General features: G+C 65.8%; 23 protein-coding genes. 12 read left to right on the top strand and 11 right to left on the bottom strand.

What is annotated here, in order from left to right; translation table 11 throughout:
• The first annotated feature begins 25 nt into the window (after positions 1 to 25).
• On the top strand, positions 26 to 592 hold the full coding sequence (locus GGQ88_RS02085) for a GNAT family N-acetyltransferase (RefSeq protein ID WP_183611354.1): 567 nt from the start codon (positions 26 to 28) through the stop codon (positions 590 to 592).
• Positions 593 to 705: 113 nt separating this feature from the next.
• Here the strand turns inward: GGQ88_RS02085 and GGQ88_RS02080 are convergent, their stop codons facing one another.
• Positions 706 to 1,590, bottom strand: a complete 885-nt coding sequence (locus GGQ88_RS02080; RefSeq protein WP_183611923.1) for a metal-dependent hydrolase — start codon at positions 1,588 to 1,590, stop codon at positions 706 to 708.
• A 37-nt stretch (positions 1,591 to 1,627) separates the two neighbouring features.
• Here GGQ88_RS02080 and GGQ88_RS02075 point away from each other — a divergent pair, with 37 nt between their 5' ends.
• Positions 1,628 to 2,215, top strand: a complete 588-nt coding sequence (locus GGQ88_RS02075; protein WP_183611922.1) for a TetR/AcrR family transcriptional regulator — start codon at positions 1,628 to 1,630, stop codon at positions 2,213 to 2,215.
• On the opposite strand, the gene ygfZ is transcribed toward GGQ88_RS02075, so the two are convergent.
• Complete coding sequence (ygfZ, locus tag GGQ88_RS02070) at positions 2,199 to 2,924, bottom strand: CAF17-like 4Fe-4S cluster assembly/insertion protein YgfZ (protein WP_183611353.1); 726 nt, start codon at positions 2,922 to 2,924, stop codon at positions 2,199 to 2,201. The genes GGQ88_RS02075 and ygfZ overlap by 17 nt on opposite strands.
• Before the next feature lie 39 nt (positions 2,925 to 2,963).
• Between ygfZ and pyrC the strand changes: the two genes are divergently transcribed.
• The gene (gene pyrC / locus GGQ88_RS02065) at positions 2,964 to 4,007 is read left to right on the top strand and encodes a dihydroorotase (protein ID WP_183611352.1); all 1,044 of its coding nucleotides are present in this window, start codon (positions 2,964 to 2,966) and stop codon (positions 4,005 to 4,007) included.
• Here the strand turns inward: pyrC and rarD are convergent.
• The gene (rarD, locus tag GGQ88_RS02060) at positions 3,978 to 4,895 is read right to left on the bottom strand and encodes an EamA family transporter RarD (protein WP_183611351.1); all 918 of its coding nucleotides are present in this window, start codon (positions 4,893 to 4,895) and stop codon (positions 3,978 to 3,980) included. The genes pyrC and rarD overlap by 30 nt on opposite strands.
• 206 nt (positions 4,896 to 5,101) lie before the next feature.
• On the opposite strand from rarD, the gene GGQ88_RS02055 reads away from it, so the two are divergent.
• Positions 5,102 to 5,590, top strand: coding sequence for a glycine zipper 2TM domain-containing protein (locus GGQ88_RS02055; RefSeq protein WP_183611350.1), 489 nt, complete (start codon positions 5,102 to 5,104; stop codon positions 5,588 to 5,590).
• Positions 5,591 to 5,748: 158 nt separating this feature from the next.
• Complete coding sequence (locus GGQ88_RS02050; RefSeq protein WP_183611349.1) at positions 5,749 to 5,982, top strand: hypothetical protein; 234 nt, start codon at positions 5,749 to 5,751, stop codon at positions 5,980 to 5,982.
• Between the two features lies 1 nt (position 5,983).
• Here GGQ88_RS02050 and astD read toward each other — a convergent pair whose 3' ends face one another.
• Positions 5,984 to 7,399 (bottom strand): succinylglutamate-semialdehyde dehydrogenase, encoded by a 1,416-nt coding sequence (gene astD / locus GGQ88_RS02045; protein WP_183611348.1) that lies wholly within the window; start codon positions 7,397 to 7,399, stop codon positions 5,984 to 5,986.
• Positions 7,400 to 7,498: 99 nt separating this feature from the next.
• Positions 7,499 to 8,896: a protein adenylyltransferase SelO family protein gene (locus GGQ88_RS02040; protein ID WP_183611347.1), complete on the bottom strand. Its 1,398-nt coding sequence runs from the start codon at positions 8,894 to 8,896 to the stop codon at positions 7,499 to 7,501.
• Between the two features lie 85 nt (positions 8,897 to 8,981).
• Between GGQ88_RS02040 and GGQ88_RS02035 the strand changes: the two genes are divergently transcribed.
• The 5 genes from GGQ88_RS02035 (at position 8,982) to GGQ88_RS02015 (ending at position 14,688) form a co-directional block, all read left to right on the top strand.
• Positions 8,982 to 9,839, top strand: a complete 858-nt coding sequence (locus GGQ88_RS02035) for an alpha/beta fold hydrolase (RefSeq protein ID WP_183611346.1) — start codon at positions 8,982 to 8,984, stop codon at positions 9,837 to 9,839.
• A complete protein-coding gene (locus GGQ88_RS02030; RefSeq protein WP_183611345.1) occupies positions 9,836 to 10,990 on the top strand; it encodes a glycosyltransferase family 4 protein in 1,155 nt (384 codons plus the stop codon). The genes GGQ88_RS02035 and GGQ88_RS02030 overlap by 4 nt, the downstream gene beginning before the upstream one ends.
• 132 nt (positions 10,991 to 11,122) lie before the next feature.
• On the top strand, positions 11,123 to 11,887 hold the full coding sequence (locus GGQ88_RS02025) for a tetratricopeptide repeat protein (RefSeq protein WP_183611344.1): 765 nt from the start codon (positions 11,123 to 11,125) through the stop codon (positions 11,885 to 11,887).
• A gap of 26 nt (positions 11,888 to 11,913) precedes the next feature.
• Positions 11,914 to 13,260, top strand: coding sequence for an outer membrane protein assembly factor BamB family protein (locus tag GGQ88_RS02020; RefSeq protein WP_183611343.1), 1,347 nt, complete (start codon positions 11,914 to 11,916; stop codon positions 13,258 to 13,260).
• Positions 13,261 to 13,353: 93 nt separating this feature from the next.
• Positions 13,354 to 14,688: a methyltransferase family protein gene (locus GGQ88_RS02015; protein WP_183611342.1), complete on the top strand. Its 1,335-nt coding sequence runs from the start codon at positions 13,354 to 13,356 to the stop codon at positions 14,686 to 14,688.
• Positions 14,689 to 14,731: 43 nt separating this feature from the next.
• Here GGQ88_RS02015 and GGQ88_RS02010 read toward each other — a convergent pair whose 3' ends face one another.
• The 3 genes from GGQ88_RS02010 to GGQ88_RS02000 form a co-directional block, all read right to left on the bottom strand.
• Positions 14,732 to 15,031, bottom strand: a complete 300-nt coding sequence (locus GGQ88_RS02010; RefSeq protein ID WP_183611341.1) for a putative quinol monooxygenase — start codon at positions 15,029 to 15,031, stop codon at positions 14,732 to 14,734.
• A complete protein-coding gene (locus tag GGQ88_RS02005) occupies positions 15,031 to 16,404 on the bottom strand; it encodes a glutamate--cysteine ligase (protein ID WP_183611340.1) in 1,374 nt (457 codons plus the stop codon). Before GGQ88_RS02005 ends, GGQ88_RS02010 begins: the two co-directional genes overlap by 1 nt.
• Positions 16,405 to 16,489: 85 nt before the next feature.
• On the bottom strand, positions 16,490 to 17,242 hold the full coding sequence (locus GGQ88_RS02000; RefSeq protein ID WP_183611339.1) for a 16S rRNA (uracil(1498)-N(3))-methyltransferase: 753 nt from the start codon (positions 17,240 to 17,242) through the stop codon (positions 16,490 to 16,492).
• A 45-nt stretch (positions 17,243 to 17,287) separates the two neighbouring features.
• Between GGQ88_RS02000 and ubiA the strand changes: the two genes are divergently transcribed.
• Entirely contained in the window at positions 17,288 to 18,202 is a 915-nt protein-coding gene (gene ubiA / locus GGQ88_RS01995) for a 4-hydroxybenzoate octaprenyltransferase (protein WP_183611338.1), read from the top strand.
• A 114-nt stretch (positions 18,203 to 18,316) separates the two neighbouring features.
• The gene (soxR, locus tag GGQ88_RS01990; RefSeq protein ID WP_183611337.1) at positions 18,317 to 18,757 is read left to right on the top strand and encodes a redox-sensitive transcriptional activator SoxR; all 441 of its coding nucleotides are present in this window, start codon (positions 18,317 to 18,319) and stop codon (positions 18,755 to 18,757) included.
• Between the two features lie 12 nt (positions 18,758 to 18,769).
• Here soxR and GGQ88_RS01985 read toward each other — a convergent pair whose 3' ends face one another.
• From GGQ88_RS01985 to GGQ88_RS01975, 3 genes are read right to left on the bottom strand one after another with little or no spacing between them, the layout of a single operon-like run.
• Positions 18,770 to 19,573, bottom strand: a complete 804-nt coding sequence (locus GGQ88_RS01985) for a DNA polymerase beta superfamily protein (protein ID WP_183611336.1) — start codon at positions 19,571 to 19,573, stop codon at positions 18,770 to 18,772.
• Between the two features lie 33 nt (positions 19,574 to 19,606).
• Positions 19,607 to 23,047, bottom strand: a complete 3,441-nt coding sequence (gene smc, locus GGQ88_RS01980) for a chromosome segregation protein SMC (RefSeq protein WP_183611335.1) — start codon at positions 23,045 to 23,047, stop codon at positions 19,607 to 19,609.
• Positions 23,048 to 23,078: 31 nt separating this feature from the next.
• Positions 23,079 to 23,834, bottom strand: a complete 756-nt coding sequence (locus GGQ88_RS01975; protein WP_183611334.1) for a thioredoxin domain-containing protein — start codon at positions 23,832 to 23,834, stop codon at positions 23,079 to 23,081.
• Between the last annotated feature and the right edge of the window lie 5 nt (positions 23,835 to 23,839).

Genomic DNA, 23,839 nt, shown 5'->3' with positions numbered 1-23,839 from the left:
GGGCACCGCCGAGACGGAGACATATATGTTCATTCGCAGCGAAAGGCTGTTCCTGCGGCCTGGTTGGCCCGAGGACTGGGCCGAGCTTCACGCCCTGATCGATGACGAGTCGATCGTCTGCAACTTGCTGCGCGAGCCGTGGCCCTATCGCCCCAGCGACGCGCAGGCGTTCGCCGCAAGCCCGCAGGGCATCCGCCACCCGAGTTTCCTCGTCACGCTCCCCGGCGCGCACGGGGCGCGCTTGGTGGGCTGCGTCGGCCTTGCGCAGGAAGAGGGTGAAAGCGTGCTCGGCTACTGGGTCGCCCGCCAGCACTGGGGCAGGGGCTTTGCCACCGAAGCGGTCCGCGCCTTGCTCACGCTGGCACCGACACTTGGCCACAAGCGGATCGTCGCACGCCATTTTGTCGATAACATCGCGTCCGCACGCGTGCTGGCCAAGACCGGCTTCCGTCCGACCGGCGAAATCCGCCTCGGGCGCAGCGCCGCCCGCCGCGAAGCCGCGCTGACAGTGATCCACGCGCTCGAGCTGCAGAATTCGGACGGCCCGCAGGACGATGGCATCGCCGCCATGCGAACCTTGCGCGCGGCCTGAATAAGAAGGTCTACCCCCGACCCCTCCCGCAAGCGTGAGGGGTGCAGACAACAGGCTTCGTCTTCCCCCCTCCCGCTTGCGGGAGGGGTTGGGGGTGGGCCTGCGACGTTAAATCAACGCGCCATCACCGCATCGGAAAATTCGCTGTCCATCTTCGCGATCAGCGCGCGATCGTCATGCTGCCAGGGATGGAACCCGGGCAGGAAGTAGCTGACCCAGGCCGGAAATACGCGGCGCACAACGCCCGGCTTCCACAGCAGGTAAGCGGCCAGCTTCCACTTCCACTTCGCCCCGGTCAGTCCGTCCTGCGCGAGCAGGTCCAGCGTGTCCTCGACGCGGTGCGTGAAGAAGTTCTTGGTCACGATCACCATCATCAGCGACTTGACCTTCCACCGCTTGAACCGGCTCCAGCCCTTCGTCGCATGCAGCCAGGTGTCGTAGGCGACGCCCTTGTGCTCGATTTCCTCGATCGCATGCCAGCGCCACATGTTGGCGGTTTCCGGTTCTGCCCCGGCAAAGTGCGCGGGGTTGGCGAGGAATTCGTGCGCCATCATCGCGGTATAATGCTCCAGCGCCATCGTCGCCGCCAGATTGACGATCACCGGGCGGTCCTTGGTCAGCGCCAGCATTTCCTCGACGCGCTTGTCGATCTTGGCGATGTCATAGCCCGCTGCTTCGGCCATGCGATTGAACGCCACATGTTCGCGCGTGTGGTTGATTTCCTGCTTCACGAAGGCGCGAATTTCGGCCTCCAGCTTCGGCGGCGCGCCATCGCGGTGGGCCTTTACCGATTCGATGAAGAATGCCTCGCCCCGTGGAAAGGTGGCGGACAGCGCGTTGTGCCAGGCGGTCGCAACCGGATCGTTGTTCAACCACCAGCGGCCCGGAGGCGCGTTGCGGCCGAAGCGGCGGTCGCGAATGGTGATCGTCAGATCGGCGGGCGTTGGCACCGGCTTGCTCGAAGCGGCGCTGCGTTCTAGGGCTATCGTAGGGGTCATGGCTGTCATGAGCGACAATTTAGGCGTGCTTACACCAATGTCAATAAGGAAGCGGCTCTCGCCCGAGGAAAGCCGCATGGCTGCGCTCGAGGCTGCGCGCAGCCTGCTGGTTGAAACCGGTCCGCAGGCGGTCACGCTCAAGGCCGTCGCTGGGCGAATCGGTCGCACGCACGCCAACCTGCTGCATCACTTCGGCTCGGCTTCCGGCCTCCAGAAGGCACTTGCCAAGCACCTCGCCGAAACGATCTGTTCTACGATCCGCGACGCGGTGATCGCCAGCCGCTCCGGCATTGGCAAGCCGCGCGACGTGGTGGACCTGACGTTTGATGCGTTCGACCGCGAAGGCGCAGGCGCCCTTGCTTCGTGGATGCTGCTCTCGGGCAACGAAGATGCGCTAGACCCGATCGTCGATACGATTCACGATCTCGTCGTCGATCTCGACGAATACGGCTCGGACACGCAGCGCAGCGCCACGCTCGCGCTCGTACTGATGGCGCTGGGCGATGCGCTGATGGGCGGTCCGCTTGCCGTCGCGCTCGACCTGCCGCGCGATGCCGCCCGCGACCGCGCTGAAAAGATGCTGGTCGAAGGCCTGCAGACCGCGCCTGTCACTCCTGAGGGCTGAGATCCATCCACGCGGGCGCAAGCTCGGCAGGAATATCCTCGACGCGCCGGTGATCCACCGCCAACCCGAGCTCGGGATAGGCCACACGCCGCCGCGCCTCGTTCGATTGCTCCAACGGCACCACCAGCAAGCGCCGGTTGACCTTCTGCCGCCAGTTCATCCGCGCGGTGTTCTCCTGGCCCACATAGCAGCCCTTGGTGAAGCTCACCCCGTTCAGGTCCACCGCATTGCATTCGAGCCAGAGCACATCGCCCAGCTCGGCCTGACCTTCGGTGACGCCCAGCTTGAGCCGGTGCGCCAGCCAGGCCGAATCTCCCGCCGCGTCCGCATCGCCCGCCGCCGCCACCCAGCGCTGGCCCAGTGCAGAGAGACGCGGATCGCGCGCGCCGCCGTCGCCGGGATGATCCTCCCAGAACACGCCGAGTTCGTCCGCCCGCGCGATGCCGATCTTACGCCGCAGCCGGTACAAGGTCAGCCGCTTGGCCAGCGCGTCCGCTGCCGCCGCCTCGCAATCGAGCAGCAAGCCGTCCCCATCGGGCCAGACGATGAAGTCGAACAGCACTTTGCCCTGTGGCGAAAGCAGCGCTGTCCACACCGGCAGCACGCCCTTTACATCGTTGGTGACCAGCCCCTGCAGGAACGCGGGCACGTCCTCGGTGGAGTCCTGGGGTGAAAGGCGGATCAGCGCACGGTCGAAAAGTCTGGTCATGGCTGGAACATAGGGGGCGCCGTCGCTAAGGGAAGGGCCATGACCCAGACTTTGACGATCCGCCGCCCCGACGACTGGCACGTGCACTTGCGCGATGGCGATGTGCTGAAAGGCGTCGTTCCCTACACCGCACGCCAGTTTGCCCGCGCGATCGTCATGCCCAACCTCAATCCGCCGATGACCGATGTCGCAGGTGTCGCCGCCTATCGCGACCGCATCCTCGCCGCGCTCCCCGCGGGCAGCGACTTCACTCCGCTGATGACGCTTTACCTGACCGACGGCACCGATCCTGCCGAAGTCGAACGCGGCTATGCCAGCGGTACGTTCGTTGCGGCCAAGCTCTATCCCGCCCATGCCACCACCGGTTCGGCCCATGGCGTGACCGATATCGCCAACATCTACCCGGTGCTCGAGACCATGCAGCGCATCGGCATGCCGCTGCTGATCCACGGCGAGGTGACCGACGCCCACGTCGATATCTTCGATCGCGAGGCGGTGTTCATCGAACGCACGCTGCTGCCGCTTGTCTCCGCGATGCCCGCGCTCAAGATCGTATTCGAACACATCACGACAGAAGAGGCCGCGCAGTTCGTGGCAGGCGCTAGCGAAACCGTCGCCGCCACGATCACCCCGCAGCACCTCCACATCAACCGCAACGCGATGCTTGTCGGCGGCATTCGCCCGCACGCGTTCTGCCTGCCCGTGGCCAAGCGCGAGAAACACCGCCTCGCGCTGCGCAAGCTGGCAACCTCGGGTTTTCCGCGCGTGTTCCTCGGCACCGATACAGCGCCCCACGCCAAGCACCTCAAGGAAGCCGCCTGCGGTTGCGCGGGCATCTTCAATGCTCCGTTCGCGCTAGAAAGCTACATCACCGTATTTGACGATGAAGGCGCACTCGACCAGTTCGAAGCCTTCGCCTCGCTCAACGGTCCGGCGTTCTATGGCCTGCCGGTCAACGCCGACACGATTTCGCTCGAAAAGGTGCCGGTCACCGTACCCGAATCCGTCGATGCCAACGGCACCACCATCGTGCCGTTCCACGCGGGCGAATCGCTAGGCTGGCGCCTGTCCGACGGTGCGTGATTGGCGCCACATGTCCCAACTGTAGAGCGCGATCGCCAGCCAGATCAGCACGAAGCAGACCAGGCGCGGCGTATCGAGCGTTTCGCCAAACACCGTCAGCCCCAGCACGAAGCTGATCGTCGGCGCGAGAAACTGGCAAAACCCCAGCGTTGACAGCGGCAGTGCGCGCGCGGCCACGGCGAACAGCAAGAGCGGTAGGCCCGTCGCCAGACCCGCCATTGCGAGCAGCGGCGTGACTTTTCCGCCCATCGCCATGCTTGACCCCTGCGGTGAAAAGGCGGCCAGGAACACCACGATCACGGCGGGGATAAACAGCAGCAAAGTCTCGACAGTCAGCCCCGGCACGGCACCCACCGGCACCTGTTTCCGCACGAACCCGTAGCCCGCAAAGGTCACCGCCAGCGATAGCGCGATGGCCAGGGTATCGACCGCGCCTCCCAGCAGCAGCGCGATACCCGCGCCCGCCAGCGCCACCGCGCACCACTGCACCCGGCTCAGCCGCTCGCCCAGAAACATGGTGCCCAGCAACACGTTAAGCAGCGGATTGATGTAATAGCCCAGGCTCGTCGCAAGCACGTGTCCGTTGTTGATCGCAATGACGAAGATCAGCCAGTTCACGGCGATCAGGGCGGCGCTCAGCCCGAGCATCGCCAACACAGGGCGATTCGCGAATGCGGCGCGCAGGTCCGGGCCCTGCTTGCGGAAGGCTATGATCGCCAGGCACACGGGGACCGTCCAGACGACGCGCCAGCCGACCAGTTCGAGCGGCGGCACATCGTGCAGCGCGCGGAAGTACAGCGGCAGCAAGCCCCACAGCCCATAGGCAGCGATAGCGGCGAACAGGCCACGTTGCACCGAAACTGGCTGGGCGGATGAATGAACGGTCATTTGCGGCACTTGGCAGCATCTCGGACATCCCGCCACCCGCTTTCGTTCAAACGTTTCACCGACGCGTATATGCGCCCCATCGCAAAATCGAATTCTGACACGTCGGTTGCGGTCTGTTCAGGTTGGGGTGCGTAAACATGAACCAACAACAGCTTCTGGACGATACGGAACCCCCGAAACGTCCGACCGTTATGAGGAGAACAGTGATGAAAAAGTTCAGGAACATCGCCCTCGCACTGGCCGCCGCATTCGTTACGACGTCGGCACCTGCCGTTGCCGCCACCGCGACCCACGGTCCGGCTGCCGTGGTCGCCAGCGAATGGAACCAAGGCTGGAACGGTGACCGCTGGGAAGGCCGCCGCGATCGTGACTATCGCGACTATCGCAACGATGGCCGCCGCGACCGCTACTATGGTCGGGGTAACGACCGTGGCTACTACCGTGGTAACGATCGCGGATATTACGGCGATCCGGTTTACCGCAACACGCGCGTCTGGCGCGGTAATGATGGTCGCAACTATTGCCGCCGCTCGAACGGCACCACGGGTCTTCTGATCGGTGGCGCAGCCGGTGCCCTGCTTGGCCGTGAAGTTGCGGGCAACTACGGTGACCGTACCCTCGGCGCGATCCTGGGTGCAGCCGGTGGCGCACTGCTCGGCCGCGAAGTGGATAATGGCGGATCGCGCTGCCGCTAACGATTACTGACCGTCCTTCGGGTCGCACTGAAAGGTCGGCGGGGCGCTCCACCCAGGTGGAGCGCCCCTTTTCGTTGCGCAAACCATTCCCCCCTGCCGCCTGCGCGAAGGGTCGGGGGTGGGCACTTTCTTAACCGGACCCGGCTTACACGCCCAGAATGCCAGCGCTGCGTTACCTTCTGTCCGCACTCACCACGGCGCTGCTCGCGGCCTGCGGGCCAGCGCCGCTCGAACAGGACGGTGCTCCGCTCGATCCGGTGATGGCAGAGGCGCTGCAAGGGCAATTGATGGTCGACCCAGACCTCACGCAGCAGGACATGCGCAATCGCGTCATTGTCCCCGGTGGCCCGATCGACCCCGCGCTCCCGCTACCCGATCCGCGGGAGCAATAGCCTAGTCGCTGCGTAAGCCAACGCCGATGCTCGCGCGCGGCTGGTCCATCTCGGTCGAGGCGACCGGATAGGCGCAGTAATCGGCAGCATAGTATGCGCTTGGCCGGTGGTTGCCCGACAGCCCGACCCCGCCGAACGGCGCTGCCGAACTCGCGCCGTTGGTTGGGCGGTTCCAGTTGACCACGCCTGCACGAATGTTCGCCCAGAACCGGTTGTAGTCCTGTGGGCTGCCGCCGATCAGCGACGCCGAAAGGCCGAAGCGCGTGTTGTTGGCCTCGGCAATCGCCTGGTCGAAATCGTCGACCTTGACCACTTGCAGCAGCGGCCCGAACAGCTCGACATCGGGCCGTTCGGCCACACCGGTCACGTCGATGATCGCGGGGCTCAGGAACGGCAGGTCGTCGCGCAGGCGAACCATGTGCTTGATCGGACGCCCGCCCGACGAGAGCAGGTAAACGAAACTCTCGGTCAGCCCATCGGCGGTGCGATTGTCGATGACCGGCCCCATGAATGGCGGCGGATCGTCGAACGGCGCGCCGACGATGACGCGGTCGGCCAGGCGCTTCACCTCGTCGATCACCTCGTCATAGATCGAAGCCTTGACGATCAAACGGCGCGCGGCGGTGCAACGCTGGCCTGCGCTGGTGAATGCAGATTGGACGATCAGCGACGCCGCGTCCTGCATCTTGGGCGTATCCCACATCACGATGGGATTGTTGCCGCCCATTTCGAGCGCGACCATCTTGCCCGGGTTCGACGCCAGCTTGCGGTTGATCGCAATCCCGGCGTGGGCGGATCCTGTAAACAGCACACCGTCGATCCCGTCATGCGCGACCAGCGCCTGGCCTTGCTCGGGTCCGCCGACCAGCACCTGTACGACAGCGGCCGAAATCCCCGCGCGATGGAAGCACTGCGCCAGCATCTCGCCGGTTGCAGGCGTTTTTTCCGATGGCTTGAACACCACCGCGTTGCCCGCGATCAGCGCCGGTACAATGTGGCCGTTGGGCAGGTGCGCGGGGAAGTTGTACGGTCCCAGCACCGCGAGCACGCCGTGCGGCTTGTGGCGCAGCGCGGCGGTGCCTTGGAGTGCCGAATCCAGTTTGCGCTGCGAGGTCCGGTCGGCATAGGCCCGCACCGAAATCTCGACCTTGTTGATCACGCTTTCGACTTCGGTGCGCGCTTCCCACAGCGGCTTGCCCGTCTCGCGCGAGATCATCGTCGCCAGCTTGTCGGCGTCCTTGCGCACTTCGTTGGCAAAGCGGCGGAGCAGTTCGATCCGCGTGGCGAGCGGCTGCGCGGCCCACGTGGGCCAGGCGCGACGGGCGCGCGCGACGACCTCGTCGACATCGCCGACCTTGCCGCGCCACACTTCCTCGCCGGTCGCGGGCTCATACGATACGATTTCGGCCACTGCCACGGATCAACCTGTCTTTTCTCGTTATCCCGCAGCGATTACCGCCGGGAAGGTTACCGATTAAACAATATTCATGCGCGGGGCCAGTGGTGCTGCGCGATTTCAGCGCGGAGCGTGGCCCAGCGGCTCGGGCCGCGCGCCCATCGCATCACCCATCCGTCGGATCGCTGACACTTTGGTCTGGAGCATCGACCAGTCGTCGTCGCGCGCAATCGGCGCCCAGATTGCCTCGACTTCCTCGATCAGCAGCGATTGCGGCGCGGCGTCTGACCAATAGGGGTGCCCTGCATCGGTCGCGCTATATGGCGCCAGCGCTGCCTCAAGCTCGGGGATTTCATACGGCCCGCGCCCCCCGCGATGCGCGTGGAAGAACGCGTCCGGCCCCATGCCGCTGGCCACCATTGCCCGCTCGCAAGCGCCGATCAGCGCGGTGTCTTCTTCCAGCCCGCGCTGCTTGACACCCAGCCGCCAGCACCACCGCCGCGCCATGGCCTGCTGGTACAGATCGGGAAAACGATTGAGCGCTTCGATCAGCGGCGGCGCTTCGACCAGATTGCGCAGAGCCACCGCCATCTGCCCGCAATTCCAGTGAATCGCCTCGGGCTGGCGACCATAGGCATAGAGCCCCTGATGGTCGAAATAGGCCGCGGTAAAGCCCGGCTCCCACTGCGGCAGCCACCGCCACGGGCCATAGTCGAAGCTCTCGCCGGTCACGTTCATGTTGTCGGAATTGAGCACGCCATGGACGAAGCCTGCGACCATGTAACTCGCGGCCATGTCCGCCATCCGCTCGATGACCTGATTGAAGAATCGCACGGCGGGATGCGGCGCGTCCGAAAACGCAGCGCCCGGAAAGTTCGCCAGGCAATAGGTCACCAGTTGCGCCATCTCGTCATCGAACCCCAGCGCGCCCAGCCGCTGGAATGTGCCAATGCGGATGTGGCCGTGGCTCAACCGCACCATAACCGCCGACCGTGTGGGTGAGGGCTCGTCCCCGCGATAGAGCGCCTCGCCGGTCTCGATCACGCTGAATGTGCGGCTGGTATTGACCCCCAGCGCAGCCAGCATCTCGGTTGCCAAAATCTCGCGGACCGCGCCTTTCAGCGTCAGCCGGCCGTCACCGCGCCTGCTCCACGGCGTTTGCCCGGACCCCTTGGTGCCAAGGTCCATCAGCCGCCCGTCGCCATCAAGCATCTGCGCAAAGGTGAACCCGCGCCCGTCGCCCAGCTCGGGATTGTAGGTGCGGAACTGGTGCCCGTGATAGCGCAGCGCCAGCGGACCCGGCATGTTGTCGTGCAGCGGTGCGAACCGCCCGAAGTGCCGCACCCATTCCTCGTCCGAGAGATTCGCCAGCCCGACCTCGGCGGCTGCACGGTCGTTGCGCCAGCGCAGCGTCGTCTCGGGGAAGTCCGCAGCCTCTACCGGATCGCCGATCCAGTCGGCCAAGGCCATGATCCGGGGTGATGCGCGATAGATCGCGGCTTGCACGGGTGCCGTCATACCGGCAATAGTGGGGGTGGCGATGCCCGCCTGCAAGCGGCGCGTCCGATTAAGTCCAGGGCACAAGGCGGTTTCACACACGATCATGGCGCAATTCGAAGATCGTCACTGGACCAGCGCCGACGGGCTGCAACTGCACTTTCGCGATTATGCGGGTGATCCGGCGCGCCCGCCGATCCTGTGCCTGCCCGGCCTCACCCGCAACGCGCGCGATTTCGAGGATCTGGCAGCCCACCTCGCGGGCAAATGGCGCGTGATCTGTCCCGAAATGCGCGGTCGTGGCGATAGCGACTACGCCAAGGACCCGATGACCTATCAGCCGCTGCAATACCTGCAGGATATCGAGCTGCTGCTGCTGCAGGAAGGCATCACCCGCTTCGTCTCGATCGGCACCTCGCTCGGCGGGTTGCTGACCATGCTGCTATGCATGTCCAATCCGCAGCGCATCGCCGCCGCCGTGCTCAACGACATCGGCCCCGACATATCCGAAGCGGGCCTCGAACGCATTCGCGGCTACGTCGGGCAGGGGCGCAATCACGAAACCTGGATGCACGCCGCCCGCGCGCTTCAGGAAAGCACCGGCGATGTCTATCCCGATTGGGAAATCACCGACTGGCTGCGCTTTGCCAAGCGGATCATGGTGCTCGGTACGGGTGGTCGCGTCGCCTTCGACTATGACATGAAGATCGCCGAGCCGTTCGACACGCCCGCCGGAGTAACGCCGCAAGTCGATATGTGGCCGCTCTACGATGCGCTCGCAACGCGTCCGCTGCTGATCCTGCGCGGTCAGAACTCCGATATCCTCGAGGCAGACATTGGCGAGCGTATGGCCACCCGCCCCGGCGTCGAACTCGTCACCATCCCGCGCATCGGCCACGCGCCGACGCTCGACGAACCGGAGTCGGTCGCGGCGATCGAACGGCTGCTCGACCGGATGGCATGACCGCGCGCGCAAAGGGAGCACCGCTCAAGGTGCTCCATCTCCATTCGACGTTCGACGCAGGCGGCAAGGAGCGCCGCGCCGTCGCGTTGATGAACCGCTTCTGGAAGGGTGTGTCGCACCACATCGTTTCGGCCCAGCCCACGGCAATGGGTGCCAAAATCCTGATCGACAAACGCGTTGCCGCATTTTTCCCGTTCGGCTTTCCCGCGCTTGCCGGAAAGTTGCGGATCGGCCGGTTGCAGACGCTGGCGCGTGCGATGCAGGACTTCGACCTGATCCTGACCTACAACTGGGGCGCGATGGATGCGGTGCTGGCTCATGCGGTCTTCGCGCCGTCGATGGGTCTTGCCCCGCTGGTACACCACGAAGACGGCTTCAATGCTGACGAGGCAGGCGGCCTCAAGCGTAGCCGCAACTGGTATCGCATGGTCGCCCTGTCGCGTGCCTCGGCGCTGGTCGTGCCCTCGCACCAGCTCGAAAGCATCGCGCTGAAGGCGTGGCATCAACCCCGCGCCCGCGTTCACCTGATCCCCAACGGCGTCGACACCGCCGCCTTCCTGCGCAAGCCCCGGCCCGATGTCCTGCCGCGCGTGGTCAAGCGCCCGGGCGAGAAGTGGCTCGGCACGCTCGCCGGTCTGCGCGCGGTCAAGAACCTCCCGCGCATGGTCCGCGCTCTGGCTGATCTGCCGCCCGAATGGCATCTCGTCATTCTGGGCGAGGGGCCCGAGCGCGCCGCGATCCTCGCTCAGGCGACAGACCTCCAACTCGGCCACCGCGTCCATCTGCCCGGCCACGTTCCCGATCCCTCGGCGGCTATCGGCCTGTTCGATCTGTTCGCCTTGTCGTCCGACAGCGAACAGGCGCCGCTCTCGGTGATCGAGGCGATGGCCGCGGGTCTCGCTGTCGCCAGCCCTGCCGTCGGCGACGTCGCGCACATGGTCAGCGAGGCCAACCGCCCGTTCATTACGCCGCCCAAGGATGATGACGCGTTCACCGCCGCCGTCGCAGCACTCGCCGCCGACGATACGCTGCGCCGCCGCCTCGGCGACGCGAACCGCACGCGTGCGCGCGACGAACTCGACGAGAGCGTGATGGCCGCCCGCTACGCCGCGCTTTATGCCAAGGCACTCGGCCGGGCGTCCTTCCCCTGAGTCAGCCTTCAGCCAAGGTTCACGCTGAATTCCTACAAAATCAAATCCGTTGAAAAGGCGGTCCCATCCGCTAAACACCGCGCCAGACAAACGTTAGCAATCTTCCACCGTACTTCCCGAAAGCGCGCTGCCTTGGCCCTCCGTCCCGATCGACCGCAGTCCCGTTCAGACCAGCTTGCAGCCCAAGGTGCATCCCCGACAGGTGATGCATTCCTGCGCGAGGTCGACGATGCCCTGCGCGAGGACCAAGTGTTCACCGCGCTGCAGCGTTACGGCAAGCCCGTAGCCGCGGTGATCGTGGCCGGGCTGCTCGGCCTTGCCGGCTGGCTGTGGTATGAAAATCATACGAAGTCCGTCGCAGGCCAGCAGGGCGAGGAACTGACCAAGTCGCTCGACCTGCTCGAAGCCCGCAACCTGGGCGGCGCGGCAACCGGACTCGCTCCGATCGCCAAGGACGGCCGTGATGCCTATCGCGGCACCGCCAAGCTTGTCGAAGCCGGTATCCTGTCCGAACAGGGCAAGAGCGATCAAGCCGCAGCCGCCTTTGCTGCGATTGCCGCCGACACCGATGCGCCGCAGGTTTTTCGCGATCTCGCGTCCATTCGCGAAGTCGCGATCACGTTCGACAAGATCGGTCCCGCCAAGGTTGTCGAACGTCTGAAGCCGCTGGCCGTGCCGGGTAATGCCTGGTTTGCCAACGCGGGTGAGCTTGTGGGCGTCGCCTATCTCAAGCAGGGTAAGAACGATCTTGCCGGCGCGCTGTTCGGACAGATCGCCAAGGACAAGTCCGCACCGGATTCGCTGCGCCGCCGCGCTCGCCAGATGGCAGGTCTGCTCGGCGTCGACGCGGTAGAAGATCCGGGCGAAACCGCGCTGGCCGCACCCGCAGCGCAATGAAAATGAACACGCAAGGATGCTCAAGCATGACGCCTAACCCCAGCTTTCGCCGCGCCACGCTTTCCAGCGTGCTGGTTCTTGCGCTCGCGCTCGGCGGATGCGGCATCTTCGGCGGCAAGGACAAGGCCAAGACGACGCCCACCGTCGGCGAACGCACCCCAATCTTATCCAAGATCGAAGCGGGCACCAAAGTCGATGATTCGATTGCGCTGACCACGGTCGTCCTGCCCGCTCCCGAAGTGAACCCCGATTTCGCGCAGGCCGGTGGCACCGCCAGCAAGTCCTACGGCCACGTCGCACTGGCCGACTCCCCGCGCAAGGCGTGGACCGTCGCCATCCAGGGTTCGTCCTCGCGCGAACGCCTCGCAGCCTCGCCCGTAATCGGTGGCGGCAAGCTGTTCGCGATGGACACGAATGGTACGGTCCATGCCTTCGATGCCGCCACAGGCGCACGCGCGTGGGAAACCGCAGTGAAGGCTGAAAAGGACAACGCCAACTCGACTTTCGGGGGCGGCGCGGCCTTCGATGAAAGCGTTGTCTACGTTACCAACGGCGTCGGCGAAGTTGCCGCGCTCGATGCCGGCACCGGTGCGATCAAGTGGCGGGTGAAGCCCGCGGGTCCGTTGCGCGGTTCGCCGACGATCGCCTTCGGGCAGGTCATGGTGATGACGCAGGACAACCAGATCCTCACGCTCAACGCGCCTGATGGCGCGGTGCTGTGGAACGCCAATGCCTCGGTCGGCCAGACCAACGTGTTCGGCGTTGCCGCGCCCGCCGCAGGGCAGGGCACCATCGTCGCAGGGTATTCCTCGGGCGAACTCGTCGCCTACCGTTACGAAAACGGCCGTGAACTGTGGGCCGACGCGCTTGCCCGCACCAGCATTGCCACCAGCGTCTCGACCCTGACCGACATCGACGCCGATCCGATCATCGAACGCGGCCGCGTCTATGCCTTGGGGCAGGGCGGCCGCATGGCTGCCTACGAACTGGTTACCGGCCAGCGCATCTGGGAACTCAACCTCGCCGGCATCTCCACTCCCGCCATCGCGGGCGACTGGATCTTCACGCTGACCGACGAAGCCAAGCTGCTGTGTATCGCGAAGTCCAACGGCAAGGTCCGCTGGATGACCCAGCTCGATCGCTACAAGAACGAAAAGAAGAAGAAGAATCAGATCCTGTGGACCGGGCCGGTCCTTGCCGGTAACCGCCTGTGGATCGCCAATTCGCGTGGGCAAGTGATGAGCGCCTCGGTCACCGACGGCACGGTCAGCCCGTTCACCGAAGTCGGATCGGCCGTCAGCCTCGCGCCCGTCGTCGCCAACCAGACGCTCTACATCCTCGACGACGGTGGCAAGATCACCGCCTTCCGTTAAGCCTTCTTCCCCCTCCCGCTTGCGGGAGGGGTAGGGGGTGGGCCTGTTGTTAAAACCGTTTCCTAACCCTTTGTAGGCTAAGGGATGGGCAACATGACCTCGCGCCCATCACTCCCGCCGTCGGACGTCTCCGCAGGCGTCGGCCTCGCAGGCCTCGTCGGCCTCGCCTTCTGGGTGCTGGTCTGCCGCTTCTGGCCCGCTATCGCCGACGCGTTCGCGCTCCCCGGCCCGCGCGCCGTGATGGACGGCCCCACCGCAGCGATGACCGCGATGCTCTTCTCGGGCGCAGGCATGGTCGGCTGGTCGCTGCTGGTCGACAAGGTCCACCGCCGCCCCTCCACCGGCATCGACTGGTCCAATCCACGACCCTTGCGCGATGTGATCGACATTTCGATCACCAAGATCGCCGGGCTTTGGGCGACATGGGCGATCATCGGCCTCGTCTATTGCATCGCCCGTTGGTACTGGCGCGGGCAATACGTCTTCGCGATGGAAGTGCTGGAGGGCGCGGCTCCGTTCCTGTTCATGGGCGCGATCCCTTACGTCCTCTGGCTCGACCGCGTGCTGGTAACCCCGCGCGACCCAGCCTGGCACTTCGGCGCGATGCTGATCGGGCGTGAGCCGTGGGACGCAGCCGAGGTCAAGCGCCACTGGCTTGCGTGGATCGTCAAGGGCTTCTTCTGCGCCTTCATGATCTCGATCGTCCCCGGCGGCTTCGGCGCGGTCGTCCGCTTCGACTGGAGCCACGCGTTCCACGATCCGGTCGAATTCGCCACGCTGCTGATCGAGACGATGTTCATGATCGACGTGCAGATCGCGATGGTCGGCTATCTCGTCACGATGAAACCGCTCGACGCGCAGATCCGCACTGCCAACCCGCACCTCGGAGCATGGGTCGCGGCGCTGATGTGCTACCCGCCGTTCATCCTGATGGGCGATGGCGGCGTACTCGACTACCGCCACAACGGCGCAGAATGGCCGTTCTGGCTGCAGGGCCACGATGTACTGCTATGGATATGGGCAGGTGCGCTGGTGTTCCTCACCGCGGTCTACGCATGGGCCACGGTCGCCTTCGGCCTGCGCTTTTCGAACCTCACCTATCGCGGCGTGCTGACCAACGGGCCATACGCGTTCACCCGCCACCCTGCCTATCTCTCGAAGAACACCTACTGGTGGCTCGCCTCGCTGCCGTTTCTGGCGACCAGCGGCTCGATGGTCGACGCGATCCGCAACACCACGATCCTCGCGCTGGTCAGCGGTGTTTATTACTGGCGCGCCCGCACCGAGGAGAAGCATCTCCTCGCCGAGGACGCCAAATATCGCGAATATCATGCATGGATGGCGCAACACGGCCCGATCACGCGCACCCTGCGCCGCTTTACCGCCGCGATCACACCCAACCGCCCGGTCGCCCAGCCAGCGGAGTAGCGATTACCCTACCTTCGCTCGGCACGAACGGGTCTTTTGAAGACTAAACCGCCACGCCCTCGTCGCTCTCGAACACCTTGATGTCCCGCTCGGACAGGCCGAGGCTCGCGCGTTCAACTGCCCATTCTTTCATGTGCGGCGTCTGAAAATGCGCATCGAGCGCCGCGCGGTCCCGCCACTTCTCGGCCACGCGCACCAGGCTCGGGTCCAGCAGGTCGCGCGAATAGGCGTACATAAGGCAACCGTCCTCGGCGCGCGTCGCGGCGATCACCTTTTCCATCATCGGCTGTGCAGCTTCGAAGTTCTCCAGCGGAAATCGAAAGCTACCGATGAGGATGATCATCAGAAGCTTTTTTCCTCGTAGATCCGCGACAGATCGCCAGCCCACGGTCCGTTGTACAAGTCGAGCAGGCGCTCCGCCGGAGTCTTGCCCGTCGCCACGATTTCGTCGAGCGGCTGAAGGTAGCCAGTCTCGTTATCGCCCGCCTCGTTCAACCGCGCCCGCGCCGAAAGCCCGCCGCGCGAAATCGCCAGCACTTGCGCCGCAATGTCGCGCAAGGTTCCACCACCCGGCAGCGCCGCGTCCAGCCCCAGCTTCGGCACTTGCGCGCGCAGTTCCTCGCGCCCGGCCATGTCCCAGTCCTTGACCAGATCCCACGCCGCATCCAGCGCACCCTGATCATAGAGCAGCCCGACCCACAGCGCGGGCAGGGCGCAGATCCGGTTCCATGGACCGCCATCGGCGCCCCGCATCTCGAGGAACGACTTCAGCCGCACCTCTGGAAACGCGGTCGACAGGTGATCGACCCAGTCCGACGCGTGTGGCTTTTCGCCCGGCAGCACCGAGAGCTTGCCGTCGAGGAAATCGCGGAACGACAGGCCCGAGGCATCGATGTATTTGCCGTCGCGGTAGACGAAGTACATCGGCACATCGAGCATGTAGTCGACGTAGCGCTCGTAGCCGAAGCCGTCATCGAACACGAAGCCCAGCATCCCGGTCCGCGCCGGATCTGTATCGGTCCAGATGTGGCTGCGATAGGACAGGAACCCGTTGGGCTTGCCTTCGAGGAATGGCGAATTGGCGAACAGCGCAGTCGCCAGCGGCTGCAGCGCCAGCGAAACGCGGAACTTCTTCACCATGTCCGCCTCGCTCGAATAATCGAGGTTGGTCTGGATGGTGCAGGTCCGCAGCATCATGTCGAGGCCCATCGAACCCACGCGCGGCATGTGTCGCAGCATGATGTCGTAGCGGCCCTTGGGCATGATCGGCAGTTCTTCGCGGGTCTTGTCGGGCCATAGTCCGAGGCCAAGATACCCCAGCCCCAACTTGTCGCCGATGCTCTTGACCTGAACCAGATGCCGTCCGGTTTCGGCGCAAGTCTGGTGCAGGTTCTCCAGTGGAGCGCCCGAAAGCTCGAGCTGTCCTGCAGGTTCCAGACTGATCGCGCCGTCGACGCCGCTCATCGCGATGACGTTGCCGCCTTCGGTCACCGGCTCCCAGCCATAGTCGGTCATCGCCGACAGCAGGTCACGGATGCCGCCCTGCTCGGTGTACGAAGGCGCTGCACGATCCGCCGTCCGGTAGACGAACTTTTCGTGTTCGGTGCCGATTCGCCAGTCTGCCTTGGGCTTTTCACCCTTCTGCATGGGCGCGACCAGCATGTCGCGGCTCTCGATGATGGGATCGTTGCGATTTGAAACTTGCCGCGTGCTCATGCGCGCATCCGTTAAAGCGCCGCAAGGCTTTACGCCAGTGCAATTGTTGCGTCCGCGCGGGACTCACCTTTGCAGATTGGCTGACCTAGTCGAGCCAGTCGCCTTGCATCCCCATCCACAGCGCCGTTCCCGCGATTGCCGCTGTCTCTCCGCGCAGGATGCGAGGCCCCAATCCGATCGCGATGGCCGCAGGATGCGCGCGGATGCTGGCCCGTTCAGCCTCATCGAACCCGCCTTCCGGCCCGATCAGCAGGGCGGCCGGAGCAATGCCATGCAAGGCAAACGCCGCGCCAGCCTGCATCCCGCCATTCTCGTCGGCAAAGAACAGCGTCCGCCCCTCGGGCCAGTCGCGCAGTAATTGGTCGAGCTTCACCGGATCACCCAGCGCCGGGAGCGCGGTGCGCGCGCATTGTTCGGCCGCCTCGGTCACGATCGTCCGCGCCCGCTCGGGGTTAAGCTTGTCCGCCACGCAGCGCCGCGTCACCACCGGCACCACGCGCGCCACGCCCAGTTCGGTCGCCTTTTCCAGCACCAGATCGAAATTCGGCTTTTTCAGCAGCGCCGCACAAAGCCAGAAGTCCGGCACCTCTTCGCGCGGGCGCAATTGCCGCTCGACCGCAACCACTACTTCGCGCTTGCCCGCTTCGGCCACGCGCGCCACCCATTCGCCGGTCGCATCGTCGCACACGATCACTGCATCGCCCACGCCCACGCGCATCACCTTGCCCAGGTAATGCGCCTGTTGGCCCTCGATCGAAAGGCGCAGGCCTTCACCAAGCGCAGTTTCGACAAACAGACGCGGCGCGGACTTTGGCGGCCATGCAGGGGTAGCGGGCATCACAACCGCCTAGCGGAATTCGCTGCAGACGGTAAGGCTTCAAGCATGGACCCGGCCACATCGGAACAGATCGTCCCCGACAGCGAACATCGCGGACACGTCGCGCGTCTGCCGCAACCGTGGCGCAACCTCGCGCTGCTCGCCCGGTTCGATCGCCCGATCGGCTGGTGGCTGCTGTTCTGGCCCTGCGCGTGGGGTCTGTTCCTCGCCGGAGGCACCGCACGTTGGGGCATCCTCGCGTGGATGCTGCTCGGCGCCATCGCGATGCGCGGGGCGGGCTGCGTCTACAACGATATCGTCGATGCCGATCTCGACGCCCGCGTCGCGCGCACCGCCGCGCGCCCCATCGCCAGCGGCGCGACCAGCAAACGCGCGGCATGGATCTGGCTGCTCACGCTCTGCGCGATCGGTCTCGTCGTCCTCCTGCAACTGCGCTGGGAAGCGCAACTCGTGGCGCTCGGCAGCCTCGGCCTGGTCGCCGCCTATCCGTTCATGAAGCGCATCACCGGCTGGCCGCAGGCGTGGCTCGGCCTCGTGTTCACGTGGGGCGCACCCGTTGGCTGGGTCGAGGCGTCGGGCTTCGAATACCTCGCCCCGCTCGGCCTGCTCTACGCCGGATGCTGGGCATGGTGCATGGCCTACGACACGATCTACGCGCTGCAGGACCGAGAGGATGACGCGCTCGTCGGCATCGGCTCGTCCGCGCTATCGTTCGGCCGCCACGTCAGGGCAGGGGCGGGCGGTCTCTATGCGCTCGCGACAGGCTGTTGGGGCGGAGCGATCTGGCTCGTCCGCCCCGATCCGCTTGCACTGCTGACTCTAGCGCCGGTCGCCGTGCATCTGTGCTGGCAGGTGGCCACGCTCAGGGAAGACGGTGCCGACCCGCTCGTCAAGTTCCGCTCGAACCGCTTCGCCGGCCTGCTGATGGCCGCCGCTTGCTACGTCGTCGGGAGCGTTTGAGGCGATCGTAACCGCAACGGACCAATACACTCTTGCCGAAATATAACCTCAAGCTAGGTTGAGGTCGTCGATCCATCGTCAGAATGGACGAAATCCTTGGACGGGTGCGCCATTATGAACCGCAATGACCTTATCCCGATTGGCGCTTTGTCGCGCCGCACCGGCCTCGCCGTCTCGGCGATCAGGTATTACGAAGAGCGCGGGTTGATCACATCGCTGCGCACCGGCGGAAACCAGCGCCGCTTCCTCCGCTCCGACATCCGCCGCCTCGGCTTCGTCCAGATCGCCCAGCGCCTAGGCCTCGGCCTGCCAGAGATCGAGCGTGAACTCGCCGCCCTGCCTCAGGGCCGCACGCCCAACACCATGGACTGGCAGAAGATCAGCCGCTCGCTGCGTAAAGAGATCGACAGCCGCATCCAGTTGCTCACCCGCACCCGCAACAAGCTAGACGAATGCATCGGCTGCGGCTGCCTCAGCCTAGACCGCTGCCACATCACCAACAAGGAAGACCGTGCCAGCGCCGCCGGACCGGGGCCGCGGTACGTGCTGGATTGACCGTTCCGAAGTTCAATCTCGCGCCCCTACGATTCTGCGGAAAAGCATATCCGCCTCGTTTAGAAAGGTCTCGCTTGCGAGACGCGGCTCAATTGTTCCTGCGCGGGCCAGTTCATCGTGCACAAGCGCCTCGATTTCGACGGACCGCTTGGTTCCAGCCTTCTCCCGCTTCTGCGCCTTCAGTGTCACCAGTTCGTTGATCTGGTCGGCAATAGCAGGCGGCAGGTCGATGACCGCCATGAGGTCCTGCAGTCGCATTGGTGGCCGTCGCAGCGGATTCATGCGTAGCGCGCGTACGGCGAGCGCGGGCCGCAGGGCATAGAAATAGCGCTTGGCGGACAAGGTTTCGGCATGCTCCGGCCAGCGCTTCACGTTGTTCATGCCAAGGCTAGCATAGTGGAGAGCATAGCCGCGCGGATCAAAATGCCGATCCGCAAGCGCTGACAATTCCCCAATCGCCGGATCGTCGGGCAAATAGCGGATAGGGGAATCCAGCCACTCGGCCACGACCGCATTGTGTTTGAGAAGCAAGCCGAGCGTTTTGCGAATGTCCCAGCCATTTACGTCGAAGTCGTCCACGATCGGTCGTTCGATAACATCGCGCAGGGGCCGAAGCGTGACATAGTCCCGTGCGGGGCGGACATAGATGAAGCGCACATCGTAATCACTGTCGGGTGACGGGAAGCCCCAGGCGCGTGACCCGGATTCGACTGCCATCAGATAACGGATGCCGTCTTCTTGCGCCACGCGCGAAAGCCGGAATTCGATTTTACTCCGGGCAACAGGTTCGATGGTAATCATGGCGCCGGAATACACTTCCGGCCCGGGCAGGCAAACCTTCGCGAAGCCTCAACCCGCCGCCTCAAGCAACTCCACCGCCCCGCCCAGATCCACGCTGACCAGTCTTGAAACGCCCTGTTCCACCATCGTCACGCCGAACAGGCGGTGCATACGGCTCATGGTCACGGCGTTGTGCGTGACGATCAGGTAGCGCGTGCTGGTCTCGGCGACCATCGCGTCGAGCAGGTCGCAGAAGCGTTCGATATTGGCATCGTCCAGCGGCGCGTCGACTTCGTCGAGCACGCAGATCGGTGCGGGGTTGGTCAGGAACAGCGCGAAGATCAACGCGACGGCGGTCAGCGCCTGTTCGCCGCCTGACAGCAACGTCAATGATTGCAGCCGCTTGCCCGGCGGTTGTGCGAAGATTTCGAGGCCTGCCTCAAGCGGGTCGTCGCTGTCGATCAGCGCCAGATGCGCCTCCCCCCCGCCGAATAGCCGCGCGAACAGCCGCCGGAAATGGCCGTCCACCGCCTCGAAAGCCGCGCGCAGCCGTTCGCGACCCTCGCGGTTGAGGTTGCCGATCGACCCGCGCAGTCGATGCACCGCTTCGGTCAGTTCGGCCTGTTCGGCAACGCTCGTCCCGTGGCGCTCTTCGGCTTCGGCAAGTTCGGCAGCCGCGACCAGATTGACCGGCCCGATCCGCTCGCGCTCAGCCACCAGCCGGTCCATCGCCGCGCTTTCGTCTCCCGCCGACGCCACCGTTGCTGAATCGAACTCGAACCGCGCGGGTAACAGCGGGGGAGGGCACTGGAACCGCTCACCTGAAATCCCTGCCATCTCTTGCCGTCGCGCATCCTCGTTTTCGGCCCGCGCCGAGGCACCTGCGCGGCCCTCGCGCGCGGTCGCCAGCGCCTCGTTCGCCGCCGCAAGCGTGCTGTCAGCGCCCTTCGCGCCAGCATCCGCCAGCGCCAGCGCGGTCTCAGCCGCCGCAAGCTCGCCCGCCAGCCGGTTGCGGATCGCCTCGCCCTGTTCGATCTCGCGGATGAGCCCGGCAGGTTTGGCCGCCAGTACCGCGCGCTCCTGCTCAAGTTCCTCACGCCGCCCGGTCATTTCCGCGAGCCGCTTGGCTGCGTCCCCGGCGCGCGCAGTCCAGGCACGCGCGTCGCCCTTCAGCCCTGCCAGCCGCTCCTTGCCGACCGCGATCTCCTGCTCGAGTGACGCGATTCCCGCGCTCGCCGCCTGCAACCCACGTCGCGCCTCATCGTTGCGCACGCGTGCCGACTCCAGTGCCGTGCGCCCCGCCGCCGGATCGGGCAGGGCATCACGCCGCCCTTCTGCCGCCACCAGTTCGCCAGCGGCACTTTCGCGCCGGTCAGCGAGTTCACCCTGCGCCCGCGCCAGTTCCGCCTTGCGCTGCGCCATCCGCGCCTGCGCCGCTTCGGCAGCATCGAGCGCCCGCAACGCCGAACGTTCGGTATCTGATACCGCAGAGATCGCCTTCTCGACCCCACCAAGCCGCGCCTGAACCTCGCCCAGTGCGTTGCGCGCCGCCATCGATGCCGTCTCTGCATCAGCCACCGCCGCGCGCCGCTCGGGCAATAGCGCCGCAAGCCCCGCGAGCCGATTTTCCGCCTCCAGCGCGGCTGCCTCCGCCGCGCCTTCGCCCCGCGCGACGAACCCGTCCCAGCGGCGCAAATGCCCGGCCTTGGTCACCAGCCACTCGCCCGGAGCCAGCGCGCGCCCATCGTCGCTATCTGCCACCCGCACCAGCGCCAGCCGCGCGGCAAGCTCGGGCGGGCATTGCGGCACGTGGTGCGCCAGCGCATCCGCCAGCGCGGCAGGTGCCTCCGCCCCGGTCCAAAACCGCCCCTCGGCTCCACTCGGCGCAGGCCCCACCGGCGCTGCTGCATCGCGCCCGAGCACCGCCGCCAGCGCGCGCTCATAGCCAGGTGCCGCCCGTGAACCGGCAAGCGCCGAAGCACCGCGTCCCTTGGCCGCCGCCGCCTTTTCGCGCGCAGCCTTGTCACGTGCGAGGGCGTCGGCCTCGCGCTCGATCCCGGCCAGTTCCGCGCGCGCCTGCGCCAACGCATTGCCCGCCGCATCGCGTTGCACCGAAAGCGCGTCGCGCTGCGTCAGCAGTCCAGCGCGTTCGGTTTCCGCCGCCGCCAAAGCAGCCGCAGCTTCCGCCCGCCGCGCTTCCGCCTCGGCGATCTGCGCACCCGGGTCGGGCTCGCGCTGCAGGGCATCCGCCTGCGCAACGAGCCGCGCCGCATCGCCATCGAGCCGCGCCAACTGTGTCCGCGCAGCCGCTACCGCAGCCTCGGCTACGCGCCACTCGGCGTCGATCCCGGCCTGCTCGGCCACCCGTTGCGCCAGCGCCACTTCCGCGGCACGCGCTGCCCGGTCGGCATCGTCCATCGCCGCTGTCAGCACTGGACGACGCTCCGCCTGCGCCGTGACCGCCGCTTCGGCTGCCACGAGATCCGCCTCGATCCGCGTCATCGCTGCTGCCGCATCCTCGGTCAGCCGGTCCGCGCTGCTACGATCCGCCTCGATCCGCGCAAGCTGTCGCTCGATGTCCGCGACGCGCTGCTCGGCTGCCTCAAGCTGCGCGCTGAGCGACGCCATGCGCTGCCCATGCGCCGCCGAATCCTGCCGCCGGTCGAACAGTTCGTCGCGCGCCTCGGCCAGCGCCGCCGCCGCCTTGTGCTGTGCGTCCTGCGCCGCCTTGGCCAAGCCTTGCGCGACCAGCACACGTTCATCCGCAGCCTTCGCCTCGGCCCGCGCCGCATCTGCTGCCGCAGCCGCATCGCGCCAGCGCGCAAACACCAGCCGCGCCTCGGCCAGGCGGATCTTCTCGCTGACCGCCTTGTAGCGTTCGGCCGCGCGCGCCTGTCGCCGCAGCGTGGCGATCTGGCCTTCAAGCCCGGACATCAGGTCTTCGAGCCGCGCCAGATTCGTCTCGGTCGCACGCAGCTTCTGCTCGGCATCGCGGCGGCGGACGTGCAGCCCCGCGATTCCCGCCGCTTCCTCGAGCATCATCCGCCGCTCGGCAGGTTTGGCCGCGATCACCGCCGCGATCCGCCCCTGGCTGACCAGCGCCGGGCTGTGCGCCCCGGTTGCGGCATCGGCGAAGACCAGCGATACGTCCTTGGCCCGCACATCGCGCCCGTTGACGCGGTAGGCCGACCCCGCGCCCCGCTCGATCCGGCGGACGACCTCAAGCTCCCCGCCGAACGGCCCGTCAGGATCGGTATCGGCGGTCAGCATCACTTCGGCGAACCCGCGCGAAGGGCGCGTCGCGGTCCCGGCAAAGATCACGTCTTCCATCCCTGCACCGCGCATCGACTTGGCCGAGCTTTCGCCCATGACCCAGCGGATCGCTTCGAGCAGGTTGGACTTGCCGCAGCCGTTGGGGCCGACAACCCCGGTCAGCCCGGGTTCGATGCGCAGTTCGGCGGGCTCGACAAAGCTCTTGAAGCCCGAAAGCTTCAATCGCCTGATCTGCACCGCCCTGTCCCCCCGAACTCCGGCGCCGCCCCTAGCGCGCGCCGGCCTTCTGGATCAGTGGCTCAAGCGCGGACCAGTCGGCCACCCCGGTCTTGCTGCCGTTCAGGAAGAACGTCGGCGTGCCGGTGATGTCGAATTCCTTGCTCCACTGCTCGTTCGTCGTGGCAAGCTTGGTCGCCTTGGCAGTATCGGCAAGGCACGACGACCCTTGCGCCGCCGCGATGCCGCGCGAGGCGAAGAATTCGGTCATCCCGCCAAGCTGCGCGATTCCGGCAAAGCGCTTGTCGACCGGCAGGTTCGAAACCTGCTGGAACGCGGCCTCGTCTTTCTGCAGGTTGGCAAACATTTGTCGCTGGAAGCCCCAGAACTGCTCCGACAGCGGGATTACCGCCTCGGGCGCGCCGCAGGTCGCCAGCAGCACTGCCGGCATGTCGAGCGCGTTCAACAGGAACAGACGCAGTTCATAGCTGACCCGGCCCGATGCGATGTATTCGTCGCGCAGCTTGGGAAAGCCTTTTTCCGAGAATTCCGCACAGTGCGAGCACGACAGCGCGCCGAATTCGATCAGCTTGATCGGCGCATTCGGGTTGCCCATCCGGTAACCGCCTTCGGGCGTGACCGCGAACGTTTCTGTCCAGCTTTGCCCGGCAGGCGCGGCAATCTTGGCGATCGGTTCGGAACTCGAAACATCGCCCGTCGCCGCATCGCCCTTCTTGTCGCAAGCCGCCAGGCCAAGCGTCAGTGGCAGGGCTGCAAGAAGCAGGGCGCGCGCATATTTGATCGTCATGAGAT

It is taken from the genome of Novosphingobium hassiacum, assembly GCF_014196055.1.
In the GTDB taxonomy this organism is placed as follows: domain Bacteria; phylum Pseudomonadota; class Alphaproteobacteria; order Sphingomonadales; family Sphingomonadaceae; genus Novosphingobium; species Novosphingobium hassiacum.
The sequence above is the reverse complement of the archived record's forward strand: the minus strand, read 5'-3'. Positions and strand labels throughout refer to the sequence as shown.

Bases quoted from the DNA above. Each gene is read 5' to 3' on its own strand.
- soxR (WP_183611337.1), top strand. From the start codon at position 18,317: ATGAACCGCAATGACCTTATCCCGATTGGCGCTTTGTCGCGCCGCACC.
- GGQ88_RS02085 (WP_183611354.1), top strand. From the start codon at position 26: ATGTTCATTCGCAGCGAAAGGCTGTTCCTGCGGCCTGGTTGGCCCGAG.
- GGQ88_RS02015 (WP_183611342.1), top strand. From the start codon at position 13,354: ATGACCTCGCGCCCATCACTCCCGCCGTCGGACGTCTCCGCAGGCGTC.
- GGQ88_RS02055 (WP_183611350.1), top strand. From the start codon at position 5,102: ATGAAAAAGTTCAGGAACATCGCCCTCGCACTGGCCGCCGCATTCGTT.
- GGQ88_RS02040 (WP_183611347.1), bottom strand. From the start codon at position 8,896: ATGACGGCACCCGTGCAAGCCGCGATCTATCGCGCATCACCCCGGATC.
- ubiA (WP_183611338.1), top strand. From the start codon at position 17,288: ATGGACCCGGCCACATCGGAACAGATCGTCCCCGACAGCGAACATCGC.
- pyrC (WP_183611352.1), top strand. From the start codon at position 2,964: ATGACCCAGACTTTGACGATCCGCCGCCCCGACGACTGGCACGTGCAC.
- GGQ88_RS01975 (WP_183611334.1), bottom strand. From the start codon at position 23,834: ATGACGATCAAATATGCGCGCGCCCTGCTTCTTGCAGCCCTGCCACTG.
- GGQ88_RS02030 (WP_183611345.1), top strand. From the start codon at position 9,836: ATGACCGCGCGCGCAAAGGGAGCACCGCTCAAGGTGCTCCATCTCCAT.
- GGQ88_RS02005 (WP_183611340.1), bottom strand. From the start codon at position 16,404: ATGAGCACGCGGCAAGTTTCAAATCGCAACGATCCCATCATCGAGAGC.
- GGQ88_RS02020 (WP_183611343.1), top strand. From the start codon at position 11,914: ATGACGCCTAACCCCAGCTTTCGCCGCGCCACGCTTTCCAGCGTGCTG.
- GGQ88_RS02080 (WP_183611923.1), bottom strand. From the start codon at position 1,590: ATGACCCCTACGATAGCCCTAGAACGCAGCGCCGCTTCGAGCAAGCCG.
- GGQ88_RS02010 (WP_183611341.1), bottom strand. From the start codon at position 15,031: ATGATCATCCTCATCGGTAGCTTTCGATTTCCGCTGGAGAACTTCGAA.
- GGQ88_RS02075 (WP_183611922.1), top strand. From the start codon at position 1,628: ATGTCAATAAGGAAGCGGCTCTCGCCCGAGGAAAGCCGCATGGCTGCG.
- GGQ88_RS02050 (WP_183611349.1), top strand. From the start codon at position 5,749: ATGCCAGCGCTGCGTTACCTTCTGTCCGCACTCACCACGGCGCTGCTC.
- GGQ88_RS02035 (WP_183611346.1), top strand. From the start codon at position 8,982: ATGGCGCAATTCGAAGATCGTCACTGGACCAGCGCCGACGGGCTGCAA.
- GGQ88_RS02000 (WP_183611339.1), bottom strand. From the start codon at position 17,242: ATGCCCGCTACCCCTGCATGGCCGCCAAAGTCCGCGCCGCGTCTGTTT.
- ygfZ (WP_183611353.1), bottom strand. From the start codon at position 2,924: ATGACCAGACTTTTCGACCGTGCGCTGATCCGCCTTTCACCCCAGGAC.
- rarD (WP_183611351.1), bottom strand. From the start codon at position 4,895: ATGACCGTTCATTCATCCGCCCAGCCAGTTTCGGTGCAACGTGGCCTG.